Consider the following 19,946-nt stretch of genomic DNA (forward strand, 5'->3'; position numbering starts at 1 on the left):
CAGAAAGTTGGTATATAATGGTCAAAATTTATACAGATGCTGCTTTTGATCCTAATAAAAAAATGGCGGCAATTGTGACACTTTATCATCAAAGCAATGAACGTTTTCAATTTAGTGAATTTGTACCACAAATTGAAGACAATCATCAAGCCGAATTTAAAGCTATGATATTATGCCTTGAAAAACTGATACAACAACAGCTACAGGACCAATTGTGCGAAATTTATAGTGATAGTAAAATCGTCATCAGTTCCATTGAAAAAGAGTATGTAAAAGATGAACGTTATCAACCTTATCTTAACAAAATCATCTCTTTAAAGAAAAACTTCTCTTTAATTTTTTTCAACTGGATTCCTGAAAAACAAAATTTAGCCGCTGATCAGCTGGCTAAATCTGTCTTACATAAGCACATTAAAGCAATAAAAAAATAATAATAATCGACTGCCTTTCAATATCTTATGGGCGTAAAGTTTCTCTCTTAACTAAATGCGCATCGAAATAATTGGCAGTTTTTTTCAACTTTTTGCCATCAATTCTTTTCATTAATAATTCCACACATGCTCGACCCATTTGCTCAACTTCTTGTTTCATCGTGGTCATTTTAGGTGAAGCAATGCGATCAAGGAAAACACCATCAAAACCAGTGACACCATAATCTTCAGGAATATTCCCTTTTTTCAAAATAGCACGTTGTACACCGACGGCAATGCGATCTGTAGCACAAATAAAGCAGGTATTCTTAGGATATTCTAAACCATCAACCATTATTTCTGCTGCTGTTGAAGAATTTTTTACTTTATAAATTTCATGACCTTTTTCTGGTCGAGTAGCCATCGCTGTTTCAAACCCTTTTTCACGATTAGCTGCAAATAATTCCGGTACATCGATACCTACATATATATAATGGTCATATTCTTTTTCTAATGCAAATAGGGTCATATTTTCAACTCCATGTTCATTATCAGAATCGACAAAAGGTAAGTTTATATCATTTTCACCAAAAACTATCAAGGGCTCCTTGATTTCTTTTACCCATTCGTAATCTTCACGAGTCATACCTGAAATAATAAAACCGTCACAGCGTCCTAAATCATAAGTATTTTCAGTCACTAATTGTAATGCATAATGATATTGGTCCAAACCTTTCGCAATACCATTAATTAAATGCATGAAATAAGGCTCTGTACTATCCATTTCTTCTAAAATCAAGACTTTTACTACCATTGTTCTATTTTGCGCTAGGGCGCGTGCTACTGTGTTAGGTTTATACCCTAATTCTTTCATAACACTATGAACTAATTCTTTTAGTTCGTCTGTTACTAAGTCAGGGTGATTAATCACTCGTGATACAGTCATTTTAGAAACATTTGCTTTTTTAGCCACATCTTTTAAGGTTACGATGAGAATCCCCTCCTTTTTCTATTAAATTATACCCCAATTTTTTAAAAAAGTCATTTATCCTTCAATATTTTGAAACACAACATTATCTTATGAAAATTTCATTTGTTTTCAATGAAAATAGACTCTCATCAACTGAAATGAAACTGAGCATAAACTTGATAAATTCAGTCAACTTATTACGCGCTCATTAAAAGCCAAGCGGTGAGTGGTATTAAACAGCGTCTTAAAAATTTGTTTGAAGCCCACTCCAACGCTGCTGGAAAACAAGCCGAATCACAACTTATTTGGTTTTCTAGTTCTGGTCTACTCCCAACTGTGCGGGGGTGGACAGACGAAGCGAAAATTATTACATTTTCAACTTCTTGCCCACTCCCCTTACCTAACAATCCAATAAAAAACCGCCGAATTTATCTATTACTCTAGATATTCAGCGGTTAATATGTTGTTAAGATTAATAAAGACCCTGTTATGCTTGATAACGATATTGACGTTTATGATCTGTTATACCTGCAAAGTAAAAACCAACTTCATCTGCGGTTAAGGGTGCTGATTGGCCATCGTTGACTAACTGCTTTTCTAAAAAGATGGTTTCATATTGTTCAACAGTTAAAGCATCTCGTCGATCTAAATGTTGTTCAATCATTTCTGAGTTAACATATTGACGATAATCGGGCTGTAACTGACCAATTAACAATTCAGAAACGGCTCCTGAACCGTAACTAAATAAGCCAATTGTTTCTCCAGCTGATAAGGTATCATCTTTAGCTAATAATGATATTAGACTTAAGAAGAGCGAACCCGTATAAATGTTTCCTACTCGTCTATTTAAAACACGTGAAGCATCATAATGAGAACGCCATTTATCTATTATAGGATGTGATCCTTTGGCTTCTTCGTAAGCATTTAATGCCTTTAATCCCATTTTAGTAAACGGTAAATGGAAGGTCATCGCTTCGATACGGTCTAATAATGAAGGATTCATCGCCTCAACATGCTCTAATACTTTAACAAATTCATCTTGATATAGTTTGGTTGAAAAATGACCATCAACCATTGCATATTCAGAATCATTGGGACGCCAGAAATCGAATTGATGATTCGTATGCATGAAACTTTCTTGACGAATGGTCAATATTTTTGGATTGGCGCTAACTAACATTGCGATAGCTCCTGCCCCTTGAGTTGGTTCACCACTGGTATCTAATCCATAACGTGAGATATCAGTCGCTATGACTAACACTTTTCTTTCTGGTCTTAAACGTACATAATCGCAGGCTAATTGCAAGGCAGCAGTTGCGCCATAGCATGCTTGTTTAATTTCGAACGCTTTAGCAAAAGGGTTTATTTCTAATAAGCCATGTACAAAAGTCGCAATTGATTTCGAATGGTCTACACCAGATTCGGTACCGACAATCACCTGATCAATTAAAGTTTTATCTTCATCAGTAATAATTTGGTTGGCTGCATTAGCAGCTAAAGCAACGACATCGCTAGCTAAGGTTGGAACTGCCATTTGTTCTTGACCAATTCCAATGGTCCATTTATTAGGATCTACACCACGATAGGTTGCTAATTCTTTCATATCGATATAATACTTAGGCACATATAGGCCTAATTTATCAATTCCTACCTCTAGTTCTTTCACAATATCCTCCTAATCTATGATGCACTTCTTCAAGTCACTATAGTATATTAACATATTATTTTAAAAATTTGTTATCTTTTGAAAAAAAATATCAGTTTTGGCGCATTTTTGCAAGTAATTCAGTAGCCACCGAAATGCTAATAGCCTTTTCTTGTCTTTTTAAAAGTTCAATTAAACGTGGAGCTTCTGCCTCATTAGCGCCTGCTTGAATCGCTAACTGGCGCGCATGTAAACTCATGTGACCTTTTTGAATACCTTCTGAAACCAAAGCTCTTAACGCAGCAAAATTTTGCGCTAAACCGACTGCAGCGATAATTTCACTTAACTGTTGTGCATCAGGATTACCTAACAAAGCCAATGATTGTTTTGCCTGTGGATGTACCGACAAGGTTCCACCCACTGTGGCGACCGCTAATGGTAGTTCAATTTTACCCATTAGAAAATCTTCTTCAATCTTCCAATCAGTTAATGATTGATAGTGTCCGGTATGACTCGCATAAGCATGTACGCCGGCACTGACAGCTCGCCAATCATTACCGGTCGCCATTAAAACGGCATCAATCCCATTCATTATACCTTTATTATGAGTGGTGGCACGATAGACATCTAAATGGGCATATTCACTAGCCGCCACTATATTTTGCGCTAATAGCTGGCTGTCTGCATGGTTATTAGCTAAAGAGTGAATAGGAATTTTAACTTTAGCCGTTACTAATGATTCGGGTTGATAATTAGATAAGATACGCATTAAAGCAACGCCGTTGACTAACTGTTCTACTTCATCACTAAGTGCTTCTAATACATGATTAATCGCATTAGCCCCCATGGCATCACAAGGATTAAAGCCAAGGTAAACGGTAAAATACGATTCAAAATTTTTAGTCCAAATTCGAGTAGGACCACCACCGCGCTCTACCATATTGATGGAAAATGATTTAGCTAAATCCAGTAAACAGTGTTTATTTTTTTCAATCACAGCAGTCGCTTGTTCAAGGTCTATGACTTCTTTCACAATAATCTGCCCAATTAATTCACGTGGCTGACTTGTAGTGATAATATTCCCAACCCTTTTAGCACCATTACTAGCCGCTGCAACCACGGAAGGTTCTTCTATCACCATAGGAATATGATAAAGATGTCCATTAATTTGAAAATTTGGCGCAATTCCCATTGGTAAGGAATAATTTTGAAAATAGTTTTCAATCATCGCATCTGCCGTTGTTTCCGATAATTGCGTATCTGATTCTATAAAAACATCAGGAAAATTTTCCTTTAACACTTTTCTTCTTTGCTCAGGCGATAAACGATAAAACCCATTAATTTCAGTCATCGATACAACCTCTTTTCTTTCGTAATAATTGGCATCATTCTATATCGAAACTCGTTGAACTTATTTTATTCGATGTATACTATCACTTTGATTCACTATCGATACCATAGAAAAATAGGCAAGGCAATGATAAAAATTGTTGCCCTGCCTCAAGTAAAATCTCATTATATTATTTTATGTGAACACAAAAACCTTTTATGATTGTGTTACATTATTCACTCATTGCTTCTGTTGTACTTTCTTCTAGAATAGCATCTGCGTCATCAAGGTTATCCATTTCTGTCGTCTCATCATCCGCTTCTTCTGATACTAATTCATCCACTACTTCTAAATCTTCGTTAATATATTTCACCAATTTTGGTTCCCATACAAAATTCCCCACATACATCAACTCTGTCTCTTCACCTGTTTCATCTTCTACAATAATATCCGATTCTTCGCCCGTCATAAACTCTTCGACTTGTTCCACTTCAGTTGATTCTTCAACCGTTGTGGTTGCGTCCTGATTGTCTATTGAATCATCGGGAGATACCTGAATATAAATTTGTATATCTTGATTTTGCCAATTTTGTTGATACGTATATTTATCTAAAGCAAAAGTTTTAATGATGGTTGTTTTTTCACCCGGCTCTAAATGCTCGCCATATAATTCATTAATTAAGATATAATCACTTTGTATAGTATCGCCATTAATGACTAAGTTAACTAAACTATCGGTAGGTAATAAAGTATGTTCCGATTGATTATCAATTTCAATTTGTAATGAAACAATCACTTGACCATTAGGAAAGTATTGAAATGATTCTTCATAATTTTCATTTGGGGTAAAATTCGAAATTTCAATACGTTTTAAAGTAAAATTAACTTCACCATCCGTGTCTTTTTCTTCAAGAATCTCATCCGCTAATATCTCTTTACGTCCCCACCATTCAGCAGAAATACGATCTTGAATTTGCTTATTTTTATCAACTAATTCTTGTTCAATCGTGTCCGTGAGAGGTAAATATAAAGGTAAGACATAGCCTAAATCGGTTGAACTAAGGCCTACAATACTATCAGCATCAAGTCTGGGTGGTACAACTGTTAAATTAAAAGCGTTTTGCTCTTTAATATGTTCAAAATCCTCTTTTGTTAAACTATAAACTAAATAACCTTCGACAGTGGAGGCTGGCGAGATAGCACCATGATCATCACTTAATAAAATTTCATATAAATTCCCTGATTGCAAAGGATACAATCCTGCGGTCGCCAAACGAGCAACAGGTGCATTCGGATAGCTTAATTTTAGTTCATCAATTGGGAAATAGAAAGTTTCAGCCGTTTTGTTAGTAATAGCGACATTAACGATAACAATCGCTCCTTCATCACTATCTGTTGATTTTATACCCAATATTTGATCATCCGACTTCGCTTCATAAACCACCATTTGATTAACTGAAATATCGAAATTATCTTGTGATTGCGTAATAGTTTGTGAAGTACGATAAATTTCTTCCCCTATTTCTAAATTATCAATGGCTTTTACCGCTTCTTCTACTTGGACAAACTCAGGAACTAATCGAATATCGACTAATTTTTCTGAAACTTCAGTTGTTTCTTCACTTTCAACGACTGTACTTTCTTCAGTTTTTTGTTCTATAAATTGATTGTATTTTTGATTAACTGAGTCACAACCGCTCAGTATCATGCCTACTATGGGTAATAGTAAGAGTTTTTTTTGCTTAATTCTCATCCGTTTTCTCTGTACTTTCATTAATATTTTTCATTTGCATCATTGAGTCAATCACGGGTGTACTACCTGTTGAATAGTCAACGATTGGCTCTTGATAAGCGGGATTATTTTCACGGTACCATGAATATATTTCTGAGACTATTACTTTTAAGACAGCAAAAGTCGGGATACCGATCACCACGCCTACTACTCCAAATAACTTACCACTGGCTAATAACACCATCAGTATCGTCACAGGGTGAATTTGCATACTATTGCCTAATACTTGCGGTGAAATAAATCGACCTTCAATCGTTTGTTCGACCACCATCACAATAATTACTTTAATCAGCATGATGGGTGATGTTATTAAACCAACAATTAATGCCGGGATAATAGCAATAAACGATCCTAAATAAGGAATGATATTTAATAGACCCGCAAGCACTGCTAATGTTGTTCCGTATTCAAGACCGATGATCGCATACCCTATCGCAAATATTATTCCCACACAAATTGCCACAATAATTTGTCCACGAATATATTGAGAGACTTGGTAATTACCTTGATATAACATTCGACTGACTACTTGACGATATCTTGTCGGAATATAATATAAAATCTTTTTGGGAATTTTATCGGAGTCTACTAATAAATAATAAGTAAAAATTGGGATAATTAATAGTCCTGTAAAGGTGGTAGTTACCGTTCCAACAAAACTTCCTAATCCACCAAAGGTGGAAGAAACAATACTATCGATTCGTTGGCTAAAGCCTTCAGTTGAGAAACCATCAAATACCTTCTGTAAATCAATGCCTAATTCAGGTAATACATCATTGAAAGAAAATGGTAAATCTTTAAATATTTTCATTAAAGTTTCGTAATAATTAGGAACATTTTCAATAAAGGTATTGACTTGGTCACGCACAATCGGAACAATGGAACCAATACTTAAACTGATTGCTAAAATTAAGAAAATAAAAATCCCAAATACTGATATCGATTTTTTTATCCCACGATTATGTAATTGATTGACTATCGGGTAAAACAAATAGTATAAAACCGCACTCGAAACAATTGGAAAACCAAATATTTCGAATAAAGTTAAAACTGGGGTAAATATATAAGCTAATTTGGTCATTAAGAAAATAATAATTAAAACTAATAAAATAATCATTAAAGTCGTAACCATTTTACTGTTTAAAAAATTATGCCAAAATAAAGGATGACGTGCATCTGTTGATTTTTTATGACGTTGATCCATCAAAATCCTCCTTTTCTAAAGCGATATGTTTATTCTACCATATTTTAACTAAAAAGAGATACTACTAAAGACCTAAAGACTATTTATTAATAAATTTTAATAATGTTTTGAATTTTTTTAATCAGATGTTATACTATAAATAATCAAATACTGCTTTTAGGAGGAACATACGTGCAACAAACTTACTTTTTAGGCGGATACACGAAAAGAGTTAATAAAGGAATATCCTCAGTCACATTTGATCCAAGCAAGACTAAATTCGGACCAGTCATCCCTGTTTCTGCTCTCAATAATCCAACTTGGTTAACCCTTAATGAAAATAAAGATACCTTATTTGCTATTAGTAAAGCTGATAAAGGTGGTCTGACAGTACTGAAAAAAGATGCCAATGGTATTTTCATTACACAATCAGAATGCTTTGCAACTGAGATTCCTGGGTGTCATATTTCATATCATGAAGCAACACGTACTGTTTATGTTTCGAATTATCACCATGGGTCCATCGATATTTACCGTTATAACGAAGCAGGAGAACTCTCATTCATTGAGCAAGTCACTCATTCTGGTTCAAGTTTTCATAAAAACCAACAATCACCTCATGTTCATATGACTCATTTTAGTAAAGATCAATCCCAATTATATGTTTGTGATTTAGGAACGGATGAAGTATATGTCTATGATATACAAAATGATGGTTTACTATCAGAATTTTCAGTAACGAAATTCCCTGCCGGCACAGGACCGCGTCATATCACACTTCACCCAACCTTAGACGTGGCTTATGTCATTGGTGAACTTGGTAACACGACTTCAGTGGTGAGAATTAATGAAGACAAGACCTTAACTGTCATTAACACTTTACCAAATGTTGATGCATCTGAAGTAGAGACCTCAGCTGGTGCGGCTATTCGTATTACTCAAGATGGTCAATTCTTATATTGCTCAACTCGTTTTTCAAATGTAATTACAGCATTTAAAGTAGATTCTGTTGGAATGTTAAGTGAAATCCAAAGAATATCAACTTATGGTGAAATTCCTCGTGATTTTATCTTAGATGAAACTGAAAAGTTTTTACTTATTCCACATCAAGACACCGATATGATTACTGTATTAAATCGTGATACAAAATCTGGTTTATTGAAAAAAGCTAAAGTAACGGCCTTAGCACCAGAATGTGTTAATATTGTCCTAGCGTAATTAATATTTCTAGCACATTCAATTCGAATCAATTAGCAATAGAAATGATAACATATAATCGAGTAGGAGACTAATCATTAGTTGGTTAGTCGACCTCTCACACCACCGTACGTACGGTTCTCGTATACGGCGGTTCAATAATGTAAGTACACTTGCTCTGCCAATTGGGTCATATTCAAAAGACCCCATTGGTAGAGTTTTTCCGTTGGTATGGCTTGATGAACTTCCCAAGTACAGGACAATCGCCAATATTTCTTTCTTGAATAGGCGATACGTTTGGACTCATCGAGTGTTAGCCCTCTCTTCATGAGTTCTTTTATTTTCGTTCTTGGTCGTTTCCATCGCTTGAGTATTAGTTGTCTGATTCTACGATGTAACCAGGATTCAGTGGCTCGGATAGTGCCTTTAATATAGCCTCTTCCGTGGTATTGTATCCACCCTCTGGCTACTTGGTTGATTTCCTTTACCAACATTTGAAAGGTTTTCGGTGTTTTCCGACTCGTGACTTGTCTAAGTTTCGCTTTGAATTGCTTCACTGCTTCTTTAGTCGGTCGGTATCGACAACCTCCATTCGCTTTCATTATCAGACAACTCAAGAACTTTAAACGGTAAGGACTACCTACTTTACTTTTTTCTGTATTCACAACCAATTTCAATTCTTTTGATAGGAATCGACTGATGCTCTGTAGAATTCGTTCGCCTGCTCGTTTACTTTTCGTAAAGATGACAAAATCATCGGCATAGCGTACGAATCGGTGTCCCCGTTTCGTTAGTTCTTTATCTAACTCATGTAAATAGATGTTACTGAGTAATGGCGACAGAACGCCTCCTTGCGGGGCGCCTTTTCCTGTCTTCTGGAAGTTTCCGTTTAGTTCAATGACGCCAGCTTGCAAGAATCGGTTAATCAATCTTAATATTGATTTATCGTCAATGTGTTGTTTCAGAAGATACATCAGCTTGTCATGGTTAATCGTATCAAAGTACTGTTTTAAATCGCAATCCACGACATATCGGTAGCCTTCTTCATAATACTTGGCACATTGTTTTCTTGCTTGATGAGCATTGCGATTTGGTCTAAACCCATAACTGTAAGGGCTAAAGGTCTTGTCGATTGACGGTTCAATAACCTGCTTAATCGCTTGTTGTATCACTCTATCCCTTACAACGGGTATGCCTAGTTTACGGACACCTCCATTCGGTTTAGGTATTTCAACCCGTTTTACTGGATGAGGACGGTAGGTGCCTTCGAATAATTTCTTACACAAAGGAACATAATAGTTGAAGATATGACTTTCCACTTCTTCAACAGTCATCCCATCCACACCCGGGCTTCCGCCATTTCTTCTGACTCTATCACATGCGCGTCTCAGGTTATTTCTTTCTACCACCCTCGACATTATCGGATAGTGACGCCATTGGTCCAAAGCTTCTCCTAGTGATTGACTCTGCGCAGATGCATACTCTTTCGATTCCGTCTTATCCCTTTGCATCTTGCCAAGCTTTTGCTTGTTTTCTGCCTTCTTCATCTTCACTACCTCTCTTTCTTTCCAATGTTCATTATTGTTCAGTCCTTCAGTTGGTAGACAACCTACTATGACCTCTGCTGACTTCTCATGATTCGTTGTTACTAAGATATGCTTATCTCTCATGAGACCTCCCCAGGTAAGGTGCGTTAACTTCCCTCCCATGTCACCGCTTGATTTATCCAACCATAATCCGTGCAGTATTGGGCTTTACTTTGTAATGCAAGCTCACCCTTATGATTAGACCTTCTATCAAGTTTCTGTTCGTCGGCGCAGGAGTTTGCCTTAGGCTTCCTTCAGATTCCGCCTCACGACGACCTTAATTCTTAGTGCTTTAGCACTTAGAGATTAAGGATAGGGTACCGACACCCTTGCCCTTAGCTAACAGTTCCTACTGCAAAGCCTTGCTGAGACTGTTTGACTTTAGTCATTACAGTCTCACATGCGTTAGAAGTAGCGGACTTGAACCGCCAAGTTAACGCCCATGCTGGGCGCACATCGCAAAAGGTTTGGCAAAACTTTCGTTCTGCCAAACCTTTTTATTATTATATATCTTTTAAAGTGCCATATTTTTCTTCAATGGCCATTCGCACATTAGGTGGTACCATATCACTAATATCACCTTTAAAATAAGCAACTTCCTTAATCATACTTGAACTTAAATAACGATATTCTTCGTTGGCATACATTAACACTGTTTCCAGAGATTCAAATTGTTTACGATTAATAATCGCAATATTGCTTTCATATTCAAAATCCAGAGCATTGCGCACGCCTCTTAATAAAGCCACTGCATTTTTATTACGATAATAGGTTGCCACTAAGCCATCAGAATAAAGTTCTACCGAAACATTTTCAATTCCCTTAACGGCTTCTTCAATTAAGGTAACACGTTCATTCGGTTTAAAAAGTCCTTTTTTAGTTGTATTAACTGCAACGAGGACAATTAATTCATCGAATAATTTGCTACCACGTTCAATTAAATCCAAATGACCTAAGGTCAAAGGATCAAAACTACCTGGAAAAATTCCGATTTTTTTCATTTTATTCTACTTCATCCTCCCATTCATATAAATGAATTACTGTTAATCCATAATGCTTCTCACGATATTTAGACCATTGATCGATGGTTTCAGGTAAAGTAGTTTCATTATCCGTTTCACACATAATGATTGTATCTTGATTGATCAATCCGAGTTGGGCTAACCACTTAATATCCTCAACAATTTTCTCTCGTTTATAAGGCGGATCAATTAATACTAAATCAAAAATAACTGTTGGATGTGCCGTTTGATATTTTTTCAAACTCACATAATTATCACCTGCTAATAAGGTAAAACGCTCGGTTTCTTTAGTAATTTTAATATTATGTTTGATGGTAGCTATTGCTGCTCGATGTTTCTCACAAATTACTGCATGATCCATTCCTCGTGAAACAGCTTCAATTGCTAGTCCACCCGTGCCACCATATAAATCTAATACAATGCCAGAGTGACAACGACTTCCTAATAAATTAAAGATACTTTCTTTTATTTTGTCCGTTGTCGGACGCGTATTTTGTCCTGGGACTGCTTTTAATGGGCGACTGCCATATTTTCCTGCTACGACTCTCATTGGCTCTCTTCCTTATTTAACAGTGAATCGCGTAATGATTTTAAAAATGAATCATAATTAACATCACCGGTTACGATATCTCCCTCTTCTTCAACTACCGTTTTCTCTTGAAGCATATCTTTATCTTTACGATTCGGTATTGCATCCTTCCAAGTCATATCAATATCATCACGGTAAGAAACTTCTACTTTTTGAACAAAATGTAATTTATTTAATTTTTCGATTATCTCATCCTGTTCATCACGATTTACATATAAGATAACATAACGTAATCGATTGCTAATAAAATGAACATGTCCAAATTTTCGTATATTTTTAATTTGTTTTAGGGTATAGAGCCAAACAACTAATGCTTGACGCTCAATTAATTCAAATTCCATTCTCATCACTCCAGTCTACTAATGAATCATCATCCATCTCATTCTCAAAACTTGTTGATTGTTTTCTCTCCATTGATTCTACTGAATAAATTTCATTAGCTGGTATTGTATTTGTACGATTATTATTGGATGTCGAAGGAGAATGATCTTCATTTTGTTCATGAATGAACATCGCCTCTACTACTCCGATTGCAATCAGACTGACCATGATACTGGTCCCACCATAACTAATAAACGGTAAGGTCACACCCGTTAATGGCAATAGACTTAGTGCACCACCAATATTAACAATCGACTGCACCAAAAACATAATTGCAATCCCCATTGTTAAATGGCGACGATAGCTATTTTTAAAAGTGGTAGCTATTTTAAGGATATAAATCATTAAAAAGAAGAAAAAGATTAAAAAGATACTAATGCCTATAAGTCCTAACTCCTCTCCCATAATTGAAAATATAAAGTCCGTATGAGCTGCTGGTAAATGATTTCTTTTGACCAGACCCTTCCCTAGTCCTTTACCAAATAACCCACCATTACTAAAAGCGGTCAGGGATTGAATAATCTGATAACCTGAACCTAATTCATCGATAAAAGGATTAGTAAAAATACCAATACGTGCTTTTCCATAATTTCCGGATGCAATTAAATTTGGACCATAAATATTCGACACCAAACGCAACATCAGATAGCCTATCATCAAGATGCTATAAATTATCGCGATCCCTTTTTTGGAAAACCAACTGTGACCAAAAATCAATATTAATATTAAACCAATAATTAATATTGTGCCATAATCTGGCATTTTTAGTAACGCGAATAAAGTCATTGACAATATAATAAAACTTATTAAATGGAGTGGCTCATTTTTAATATCTTCGATTATGTCTTTCAAGGTTTCAGATGGTTGTTTTACTAAGCTTGGAATCTTTAACACTGTATTGGTAACCAAATCTAGATTGCTAAAACTTGCATACCACGCAAATAAGGCGATTAACGCTAGTTTTGATAATTCGGAAGGTTGGAATGAAAAACCGCCAATTGATAACCAGTTAGCTGCACCACCACGTTCTTCCTCAAATAATGCAGTATATAACATTATTAACATGAACGAACCTGAAATGGTCAAGATTAATGGCAATGAGCGATACCATTTACTAGGGATTAAAGGCATCAAAAACAATCCTAATGAACCAATTATTACCGCTCTAAACTGACTAAAAACTAGACTAACTGCTTCATTGGAACCATTACTATTTGTCTGATACATAGAAGCGCTAAAGACAAAAATCATTCCAATAATCACTAAGATATACGTCATTAACAATAATACATGATCTAAAGATAAAAAATAATGGTGTATGGCCGAATATCCCTTTTTAAGCCATTGTAAACCTTTTTTATCCTTGAAAGATGGCTTGAATTTTATTTGATTTAATTTCATGAATGGCCTCCTCTCAGTTTCATTATTATAGCATAAATGAAAGTTTTAAGGGTACTTTTACAAAATTTTCTTCGTGATAATAGCAAATCAATTTATTTTAAATAATAGAATAGTTGAGGGAGTATACTTAAAATGGGAGTAAACCATAAGTAGAAAATCTAATAATTTTCGCTTTGTCGTACATCCACCACTCAACCCCTGCGCATTTAATTTGTGCACAATAAATTGACTGAATTCACAATGTTAATGCCTTACATCTTTAAAACGCAGCGTGAGACCACTCAACCACTAAATTATAAAATAAATAGATGAAAAAAACGAATTATTTAAAGTTTCTAACACCCCTCCTTGCCCCTTATCATTATTTTCAAGGTCAAAATATGGAAATTACTTGATAAAAATAGTGAAGCACTATACACTATTATAGTGTCATATTTTTTTAGATACACAAATGGAGGTTTGAAATGCAAACAAATGAAATAGCAAAAACAGAAAGTTGGTTCTTACGATTTATTAAAGGAATGTTTATTGGTTCAGGATTTATCGTTCCAGGAATCAGTGGCGGAGCTTTAGCTGCTATCTTTGGTATGTATGAACGTATTATTCGTTTTTTATCTAATATAACCAAAGACTTTAAAGAAAATGTCATCTACTTTATTCCGGTAGGTTTCGGAGCTTTGGCTGGTATTGTCTTCTTCTCTTTTGGAGTAAGTTGGGTTTTAGAAAATTATGAAACAATTGTTCGATGGTTCTTTGTCGGATGTATTGTAGGTACTGCTCCTTCATTATGGGCAGAGGCAGGTAAAAAAGGTCGCCAACAAAAAGACATCATCGTGATGGTAATTGCATTTATCTTTGGTTTTGTTTTATTAGTTTTTGGCCAACAATTATTCCAAGGTCAAGTTGCAGCTAACTTTATTAGTTGGTTTATCTCTGGTGCCTTAATTGCACTTGGAATTTTAATCCCTGGTCTTAGTCCTTCTAATTTTATTATGTATATGGGGCTTTATCAAAAAATGTCAGATGGTTTTAAAACCTTAGACCTTAGTGTTATTATTCCGATTGCTTTAGGTGGTTTAGCAACCATTGTCTTATTATCCAAATTAATTGCTAGTATTTTTGATCGTAATTACTCTGGCTTCTTCCACTTTATCGTAGGAGTTGTCATTGCATCTACTTTAGTCATTATACCAACAGATTATACTGGTTTTGGTTTTATCCAATATTTTGCATGCCTATTATCATTATTAGGCGGTACCTTATTAGGTTGGTGGATGTCTCAATTAGAAGAAAAATATAAATAAAAAATCGGTCCAAAATAAAAATGAATGAGTCGTTTTTATTTTGACGTTTCAAATGAAGTAAATAACTCTGAATAGATGGCTTTTGGGGTACCTTAATCGCCAAGCCACATTAAAAATAAATAGACTGAGCAGAAATTTATTATGAACAGCCTTCTATCTATCTGATAGAGAGCTATCCATCATTTCTGTTCAGTCTTTTTGTATATCCAAATATATATAATTTCGCTAGATTATAGAGTTGAGTTTGTCCAAAAGATAATGTTGGTCCATTAAATTAATGTATGATAACCGTTGATTACTAAAATAAGTAATATCGAATGGCGTTATTTATTTTTATTGCTTCAGAGTATAGACCATTGAGTCAAAATCCCTTAAGCCTTAGGTTGTTGATTAATGCCATTCAGCTAAATCTGTCAATAATAAGGATTACTTGCAATGAATTGGACTCATCATTTTGGTCAAGTCGCTTTAATTAAAATAAATACTAGGCTGACCCTACTTAATAACATGAATCCATTTTTGTGACCTAAACCGCATGATACCGACAATTGATTTTACTACTTCATCCATTAACACCATTGACATCACCCATAAGATTGGTAATTGTAAAAATTTGGCTCCAATAAAAGCCAAAGGAACTCCTACCAACCAGACCGCAAAAGTCTCCATAAACATTGAAAACCTTGTATCACCGCCACCTCTAAGGATGCCCACGACAATAATGGAATTAAAGGCTTTTAATACATAAAATAAACCAATCACAATGAGTAATTGACTTGAAATCTGTCGAACCGTTGGACTTAATGATGGAAATGCCATTAATAAAATATCCCGTCCAAAAACAATCGAAGTTCCGATGATAATTCCAATTATAATGACAATTTTAATGAAACGACGCCCTAAATCGTAGGCTTCTTCTGTTTCGCCACGTCCCACAGAACTTCCAATCATAATCGTACAACTATTAGCCAATCCCCTTACTAATACAAATAAGATGTTTTGTATTGAGGCAACAATTTGAACCGCCGCAGTTGATTCAGTCCCCGTCATCGCATAAGCAATATTGTAAAGCACTTGCCCTAATGACCAAAAGGTTTCATTTAAAATAACCGGACTCACAATTTCAATATATTGTTGTATAAACGCTTGATCAAAATTAAAAAATTGTTTAAATGAAGCATTAATCGGCCCTTTATAACGGAAGGTATACCATAGAATCATAATAAATTCTACTAAACGTGCAATAACCGTTCCTAATGCAGCCCCTACCACACCTAAACGTGGGAAGAAGCCAATCCCGAAAATTAATAAATAATTAAAAATAGCATTCGTAAAAAATCCGACAATCGAAGCGTATAGTGGTGGATTAGGTGCTCCGGTACTTCTTAATGAGGTACCAAAAGCAAAACTAACGCTCGTCATAATATACGATAAACTAACCACTTGCAAATAGCGACTACCACTAGCAATGACTTCTGGATCACGAGTGAGTAGGCCCATTATAAAGTTTGGGAACAATAAAGCAATCATTGTAAACAATAAACCAAAACCGGTACACAATGCAATTGCAAAGCCTGTTACACGTTGAACATTGGCTGTATCTTTTCTTCCCCAGTATTGTGATACTAACACCGATGACCCTGTATTAATTCCAAAACATATCAAAATATAAAAGAAAAATACTTGGTTAGCCAACCCCACACCTGCTAGCGTAATATCTCCTAATGATGAAATCATAAGCGTGTCTAGCATATTTAAAGAAGAAGTTATTAAATTTTGAATCGCAACTGGTATCGCAATTGCTAACATCGTTTTATAAAAATGATTTTTTGTTCCATTCACCAAACCTCTTATTCAATTATTTTTCTTAAAATTTGATCACTCACCTGATCCATTAATAAACTCGGATTATATACATTAAAGTTATCAAAATTAAGTGTTATCGTTGCTCCTACTTCTGCTGTATTGGCATCGGCACTCCATAAAATAACCCCCATCAATTGATACGTTTCTTTATGAATAAGATAATCAATTCCATAAACTTTGTTATCTTGATTAAACATTTCCTTATCCAATTCAGTTAACGTTGATGAAAATTGTTCATAATCTTGTTCAAAAAACTCTCTCAAAGTAATAAAAGTTGATTCTTCTGTCGCTTCCAATTGATCTAACAGCTCATACTGTTGGTCTAAGCGTTGAACAAATTGTGCATAGCGATTACTTTGCTTAACCTCTTGAATTTCAACATTTCCCTCTGTTTCTTGATACTGTCGATTTGCCTTCCAAAAACTTACATTAATCAATGATTGTTCTTGCAATTCACCTTCTATTAAACTATAAGGTTCGGCATTTAGATAATTCCCCATTGTTAAAGTCGTTTGGGTTTGATCATCTCGATAAGTTTCAAGATAATTAATCACTTGATAGGGATTAGCTTCTGCAATTAATTGTTGTTGATCTTTTTGTGTGGTGTCTAAGCTAACTGCTTGATTGGTATCAATTTGCCAGTCTTCAAACTCAGCTTTCGAATTAATATTAGATTCGATTTTGACCTTATATTGAGAATTTAAATCATTTATTACCATATTCATTACAATATAAGTAATATTACCATTTTCTGTGTCTACACGATATTGTGCATCTATTTCAATCTGGGCATTTTTAGATAGCATCATCGGTAAACTAAATAATTGAGGTGCAATTGTTAAGAGTTGTTCATCCTCAATCGTACGCTTAACTATTACGTTGTTTTCTGATTCGTCAAGTTGCCATTCATCGCTTCCTTCAAATAAATACTTCATTAAAGAAATATAAAGAATGGACGATTTAGTATCTCCTGACAAATTTTGCCACGAATTTGAATTAAAACGATAATAATAGTCTTCTCCACTGTAATATATTTGTTCTTCAAGCTCGTGAGAGTTTTGCTCGATTTGGTTAGTCACCAAATAACCTTTAAGTTGACCTTCTTCATAACGTTCCTCTGTTTTTTCATTGACTTTATATAATTGATCATCAATCGTAGTGGAAACAACCAAATTCATGCCTACTTTATCAAGGGCTTCAAAACGTTTAGCTATTAATTGTTGCAATTGTTGCTTCTTGGTAGTACTTTGTTGGTGGTCTTCCATTACATTGACTTTGCTATCGTCAACGGACTCAGAAATATTACTAGTCGTTTCATTGGGATTAACTGGGCTTAAATCAACACATCCACTTAGCAATAATACACTTAAAGTTACAAGGCAATATCTTTTAAAGTTCATTAAACTCTCCCCCTATCTCTTTTGTATTATAGCTAATTATTCCCGTACTAACAACCTTTAAAAAAGAAGATTATCAACTTGTTACAAATTGAAAAATCTACAACTAACAGCCTTACAAATGCTTGTTTACGACTCTTGTAACGATAATTTTATATAAAAAAATCGCCCAACATTGTAAAATGCTAGACGAAGATTAATTCAACCATATAGTCTTAGACTAAGCTAAGCGTTCTGCAACAACTTCCCAGTTTACTACGTCCCAGAATGCTTTAATATAATCTGGACGACGGTTTTGGTAGTTTAAGTAGTATGCATGTTCCCAAACATCTAAACCTAATAAAGGTACTAAGCCTTCTGTTAATGGGTTATCTTGATTTGGAGTAGAAACTACTTCTAATTTACCATTATTAGAAACTAACCAAGCCCAACCTGAACCAAAACGTGAAGCGGCAGCAGCAGCAAATTTTTCTTTAAATTCGTCTACAGAACCAAATGCTTCAACAAGTTTTGCTTCCAAATCTGCTGGAATCTCTTTTGCTTGAGAAGGCGCTACTAATTCTTCCCAGAATAATGTATGGTTATAGTGACCCCCACCATTGTTGCGAACAGCGGTTTGAATATCTTCTGGCAATTCTGCCCAACCTTTAACTAATTCTTCAATTGATTTATCAGCATACTCTGTACCTTCAATTGCTTTATTTAAGTTGGTAACATAAGTGTTATGATGTTTTGTATAATGGATTTCCATTGTTTGAGCATCGATAACGGGTTCTAAAGCAGCATATTCATAGTCTAATTTTGGTAATTCAAAAGTCATAAAAGAGTCCTCCTTAGTATTTTAATTTAAGTTTAACATCTTTAAAGATAATAAAAAAGTTATTTGCTTATATTAAGATTTTATACCATTCATTTTCTTTAATAACTGACGAATTTCAGTAATATCGTACTCACTTAACTTATCAAAATTTGCAGTTAGTTGCTCCGCGTGAGCTGGGAATAGCTCATCCATTAATTTGCGTCCACTTTCCGTAATCTCTACATTAATCACTCGACGATCTTCTGGTGCAAATTCACGTTTAACTAATCCTTTATCACATAATTTATCAACGATATAAGTCGTACTACTATTAGCAATTAAAATACCCTCTTTAATTTGTTGAGTCGTTCGTTTTCCTTTATGGTATAAGATTTCTAAGACCGCAAATTCATTCAAATTTAAACCAAAATTCCCTACGTATTTACGGGTTTTAGATTCTATTTCATTAATGCTGTGTTTTAAAGCAATATAAGTTTTTAAAGATTCTGCTTTTCGTGACATACTTTGTCTCCTCTCTTAGTGTCATAAACCCTCCCATATTTATGCATCATGTCATTATTTAACACGCTTAAACATCTTACCATATTTTTTCTGAAGATAAAACAAAAAAGTACGATTTAGCATTCAAATAAATACCAAATCGCTACCTTTTAGCCTATAAAATCAATAATATCCTTAAAATTAACAATGGTCTTATCTTCACAGATATCTTTCATTGTCGTGTCTGAATAGTCCCAGTTAATCTTAACAACGGCGCTATTAGTCAATAATTTAATAATTGTCCCACGCATCAAATTATCCCTAAATTCAAAAGTAATGACTTCGTTCAACTCAGGTCTAATAGATTTTTTAACCTTTTCAATCATTTCTTGTGCTTCATCAAAATCTACTTTGAGAATAGCGGCAATTCGTGATTTACTTGTCCCTCGACGTAACTCTTTTTCAATTATGTTCTTGGTTTTTAAGTTAAGTTTTTTTGTCATATCGTACCCTCTTCCTAATTGACAAGAACGCCTACAACTGAATCTATTATACCACATTTAAAAGAAAAAC

General features: G+C 34.7%; 18 protein-coding genes. 3 read left to right on the forward strand and 15 right to left on the reverse strand.

The window, feature by feature from the left end; translation table 11 throughout:
- Positions 1-17: 17 nt before the first annotated feature.
- Entirely contained in the window at positions 18-431 is a 414-nt protein-coding gene (locus CYJ72_RS01980) for a ribonuclease HI family protein (RefSeq protein ID WP_101813102.1), read from the forward strand.
- 25 nt (positions 432-456) lie between these two features.
- Here CYJ72_RS01980 and CYJ72_RS01985 read toward each other — a convergent pair whose 3' ends face one another.
- From CYJ72_RS01985 to CYJ72_RS02005, 5 genes are all read right to left on the reverse strand, one after another.
- Positions 457-1,401 carry a LacI family DNA-binding transcriptional regulator gene (locus CYJ72_RS01985; protein ID WP_101813103.1) on the reverse strand — a complete coding sequence of 315 codons (945 nt, stop codon included), beginning with the start codon at positions 1,399-1,401 and terminating at the stop codon, positions 457-459.
- Between the two features lie 466 nt (positions 1,402-1,867).
- The gene (locus tag CYJ72_RS01990; protein ID WP_083513254.1) at positions 1,868-3,046 is read right to left on the reverse strand and encodes a hydroxymethylglutaryl-CoA synthase; all 1,179 of its coding nucleotides are present in this window, start codon (positions 3,044-3,046) and stop codon (positions 1,868-1,870) included.
- 91 nt (positions 3,047-3,137) lie between these two features.
- Positions 3,138-4,376: a hydroxymethylglutaryl-CoA reductase, degradative gene (locus CYJ72_RS01995; RefSeq protein WP_284630247.1), complete on the reverse strand. Its 1,239-nt coding sequence runs from the start codon at positions 4,374-4,376 to the stop codon at positions 3,138-3,140.
- A gap of 211 nt (positions 4,377-4,587) precedes the next feature.
- Entirely contained in the window at positions 4,588-6,108 is a 1,521-nt protein-coding gene (locus CYJ72_RS02000) for a DUF5068 domain-containing protein (protein WP_101813105.1), read from the reverse strand.
- Complete coding sequence (locus CYJ72_RS02005; protein WP_284630248.1) at positions 6,098-7,351, reverse strand: AI-2E family transporter; 1,254 nt, start codon at positions 7,349-7,351, stop codon at positions 6,098-6,100. Before CYJ72_RS02005 ends, CYJ72_RS02000 begins: the two co-directional genes overlap by 11 nt.
- Positions 7,352-7,522: 171 nt before the next feature.
- Here CYJ72_RS02005 and CYJ72_RS02010 point away from each other — a divergent pair, with 171 nt between their 5' ends.
- On the forward strand, positions 7,523-8,548 hold the full coding sequence (locus CYJ72_RS02010; protein WP_066127313.1) for a lactonase family protein: 1,026 nt from the start codon (positions 7,523-7,525) through the stop codon (positions 8,546-8,548).
- A gap of 134 nt (positions 8,549-8,682) precedes the next feature.
- On the opposite strand, the gene ltrA is transcribed toward CYJ72_RS02010, so the two are convergent.
- From ltrA to CYJ72_RS02035, 5 genes are all read right to left on the reverse strand, one after another.
- Positions 8,683-10,197 carry a group II intron reverse transcriptase/maturase gene (gene ltrA, locus CYJ72_RS02015; RefSeq protein ID WP_284630249.1) on the reverse strand — a complete coding sequence of 505 codons (1,515 nt, stop codon included), beginning with the start codon at positions 10,195-10,197 and terminating at the stop codon, positions 8,683-8,685.
- Positions 10,198-10,616: 419 nt separating this feature from the next.
- Positions 10,617-11,114: a pantetheine-phosphate adenylyltransferase gene (gene coaD, locus CYJ72_RS02020; protein WP_066126503.1), complete on the reverse strand. Its 498-nt coding sequence runs from the start codon at positions 11,112-11,114 to the stop codon at positions 10,617-10,619.
- Between the two features lies 1 nt (position 11,115).
- Positions 11,116-11,685, reverse strand: coding sequence for a 16S rRNA (guanine(966)-N(2))-methyltransferase RsmD (gene rsmD / locus CYJ72_RS02025; RefSeq protein WP_101813892.1), 570 nt, complete (start codon positions 11,683-11,685; stop codon positions 11,116-11,118).
- Entirely contained in the window at positions 11,682-12,065 is a 384-nt protein-coding gene (locus tag CYJ72_RS02030; RefSeq protein ID WP_101813891.1) for a YlbG family protein, read from the reverse strand. Before CYJ72_RS02030 ends, rsmD begins: the two co-directional genes overlap by 4 nt.
- Positions 12,055-13,506, reverse strand: coding sequence for an FtsW/RodA/SpoVE family cell cycle protein (locus tag CYJ72_RS02035; protein WP_066126508.1), 1,452 nt, complete (start codon positions 13,504-13,506; stop codon positions 12,055-12,057). Before CYJ72_RS02035 ends, CYJ72_RS02030 begins: the two co-directional genes overlap by 11 nt.
- Positions 13,507-13,970: 464 nt before the next feature.
- Here CYJ72_RS02035 and CYJ72_RS02040 point away from each other — a divergent pair, with 464 nt between their 5' ends.
- Entirely contained in the window at positions 13,971-14,810 is an 840-nt protein-coding gene (locus CYJ72_RS02040) for a DUF368 domain-containing protein (protein WP_101813890.1), read from the forward strand.
- A gap of 495 nt (positions 14,811-15,305) precedes the next feature.
- Here CYJ72_RS02040 and CYJ72_RS02045 read toward each other — a convergent pair whose 3' ends face one another.
- From CYJ72_RS02045 to CYJ72_RS02065, 5 genes are all read right to left on the reverse strand, one after another.
- Positions 15,306-16,652, reverse strand: a complete 1,347-nt coding sequence (locus tag CYJ72_RS02045) for an MATE family efflux transporter (protein WP_284630250.1) — start codon at positions 16,650-16,652, stop codon at positions 15,306-15,308.
- An 8-nt stretch (positions 16,653-16,660) separates the two neighbouring features.
- Positions 16,661-18,076 carry a hypothetical protein gene (locus CYJ72_RS02050; RefSeq protein WP_284630251.1) on the reverse strand — a complete coding sequence of 472 codons (1,416 nt, stop codon included), beginning with the start codon at positions 18,074-18,076 and terminating at the stop codon, positions 16,661-16,663.
- Between the two features lie 217 nt (positions 18,077-18,293).
- Positions 18,294-18,893, reverse strand: a complete 600-nt coding sequence (locus CYJ72_RS02055) for a superoxide dismutase (protein ID WP_284630252.1) — start codon at positions 18,891-18,893, stop codon at positions 18,294-18,296.
- A 72-nt stretch (positions 18,894-18,965) separates the two neighbouring features.
- The gene (locus CYJ72_RS02060) at positions 18,966-19,394 is read right to left on the reverse strand and encodes a MarR family winged helix-turn-helix transcriptional regulator (protein WP_284630253.1); all 429 of its coding nucleotides are present in this window, start codon (positions 19,392-19,394) and stop codon (positions 18,966-18,968) included.
- 149 nt (positions 19,395-19,543) lie between these two features.
- Complete coding sequence (locus CYJ72_RS02065) at positions 19,544-19,876, reverse strand: DUF2187 domain-containing protein (protein WP_066127299.1); 333 nt, start codon at positions 19,874-19,876, stop codon at positions 19,544-19,546.
- Positions 19,877-19,946: the final 70 nt, after the last annotated feature.

Origin of the sequence: Globicatella sanguinis, assembly GCF_002847845.2 — a bacterium.
GTDB lineage: Bacteria > Bacillota > Bacilli > Lactobacillales > Aerococcaceae > Globicatella > Globicatella sanguinis.

Excerpts from the sequence above, each read along its gene's own strand:
- CYJ72_RS01980 (WP_101813102.1), top strand. The coding sequence starts at position 18 with ATGGTCAAAATTTATACAGATGCTGCTTTTGATCCTAATAAAAAAATG.
- CYJ72_RS01995 (WP_284630247.1), bottom strand. The coding sequence starts at position 4,376 with ATGACTGAAATTAATGGGTTTTATCGTTTATCGCCTGAGCAAAGAAGA.
- CYJ72_RS02000 (WP_101813105.1), bottom strand. The coding sequence starts at position 6,108 with ATGAGAATTAAGCAAAAAAAACTCTTACTATTACCCATAGTAGGCATG.
- CYJ72_RS02005 (WP_284630248.1), bottom strand. The coding sequence starts at position 7,351 with ATGGATCAACGTCATAAAAAATCAACAGATGCACGTCATCCTTTATTT.
- ltrA (WP_284630249.1), bottom strand. The coding sequence starts at position 10,197 with ATGAGAGATAAGCATATCTTAGTAACAACGAATCATGAGAAGTCAGCA.
- coaD (WP_066126503.1), bottom strand. The coding sequence starts at position 11,114 with ATGAAAAAAATCGGAATTTTTCCAGGTAGTTTTGATCCTTTGACCTTA.
- rsmD (WP_101813892.1), bottom strand. The coding sequence starts at position 11,685 with ATGAGAGTCGTAGCAGGAAAATATGGCAGTCGCCCATTAAAAGCAGTC.
- CYJ72_RS02030 (WP_101813891.1), bottom strand. The coding sequence starts at position 12,065 with ATGGAATTTGAATTAATTGAGCGTCAAGCATTAGTTGTTTGGCTCTAT.
- CYJ72_RS02035 (WP_066126508.1), bottom strand. The coding sequence starts at position 13,506 with ATGAAATTAAATCAAATAAAATTCAAGCCATCTTTCAAGGATAAAAAA.
- CYJ72_RS02040 (WP_101813890.1), top strand. The coding sequence starts at position 13,971 with ATGCAAACAAATGAAATAGCAAAAACAGAAAGTTGGTTCTTACGATTT.
- CYJ72_RS02050 (WP_284630251.1), bottom strand. The coding sequence starts at position 18,076 with ATGAACTTTAAAAGATATTGCCTTGTAACTTTAAGTGTATTATTGCTA.
- CYJ72_RS02055 (WP_284630252.1), bottom strand. The coding sequence starts at position 18,893 with ATGACTTTTGAATTACCAAAATTAGACTATGAATATGCTGCTTTAGAA.
- CYJ72_RS02060 (WP_284630253.1), bottom strand. The coding sequence starts at position 19,394 with ATGTCACGAAAAGCAGAATCTTTAAAAACTTATATTGCTTTAAAACAC.
- CYJ72_RS02065 (WP_066127299.1), bottom strand. The coding sequence starts at position 19,876 with ATGACAAAAAAACTTAACTTAAAAACCAAGAACATAATTGAAAAAGAG.